Annotated in this window: 1 protein-coding gene; it reads left to right on the forward strand. The window is 66.6% G+C overall.

Annotated elements, in window-relative coordinates; genetic code table 11:
* Positions 1-477: 477 nt before the first annotated feature.
* Positions 478-664, forward strand: a 187-nt coding sequence (locus CXQ93_RS20965) for a hypothetical protein (RefSeq protein ID WP_219817404.1), incomplete at its 3' end; no start/stop codon positions are given.

The following is a 664-nucleotide window of genomic DNA, read 5'->3' on the forward strand; positions in this document are numbered from 1 at the left end:
ATGAGTTCCTGTGTGTGCGCAGCACACTCCGCTAGTGTCCCTGGCCCCCCTCTCGAGACTCCTCCCTCGGAATTTCTTTCGGTGAGTGGCGCCAGGTGAGCTCCCAGAAAGTTCTCTGGCTTGCTCGAGGTGATGGGTCAGTTGCCCCGTCGGGATCTGCGGCAGCGGCTCTTCTGCAGGTGCTTAAAGCTGGGTTGGTCTGCGGGACCCTGGACGGGTCCCGGTGTGTGCCTGCGGCCCACGTTTTGGGTGGGTTCCGGTCTCGCAGAGCTCGCCTCTCCACCCACCCAAAACCCCTGACCGCGGGTGGGTTCTGTTCCTCCGCTGTCGGACCACCCACGGTCGATGCAAGGTATGATTGCCGTAACGCTACGGTCGCTGCGCGACCTCCTCGTTCCAGCAATCCCTTGCCCTGCGGGGCGGCCACCGCTACGCGGTTGGCGGCTTCCGCGGGTTCCCCGTCGGAAGGAGCTCGTCATGGCTGACTCGTCCCGCTGGTTCAGCCTTCTAAGGCAGCCGGCTCCCGTCCCGGATTCGGTGCCGGCGACTGCCGGCCATGAGCCGATCACTCCTGTTGGGGAGTCGCCGGGCCCGCGTGGGGAGCGGACCAGAACGGTGGCTGTCCGGTTGACGCCGGCTGAGCATGCGCAGGGGGTGGGGGCGG

This window comes from Arthrobacter sp. N199823 (assembly GCF_002929705.1).
In the GTDB taxonomy this organism is placed as follows: domain Bacteria; phylum Actinomycetota; class Actinomycetes; order Actinomycetales; family Micrococcaceae; genus Specibacter.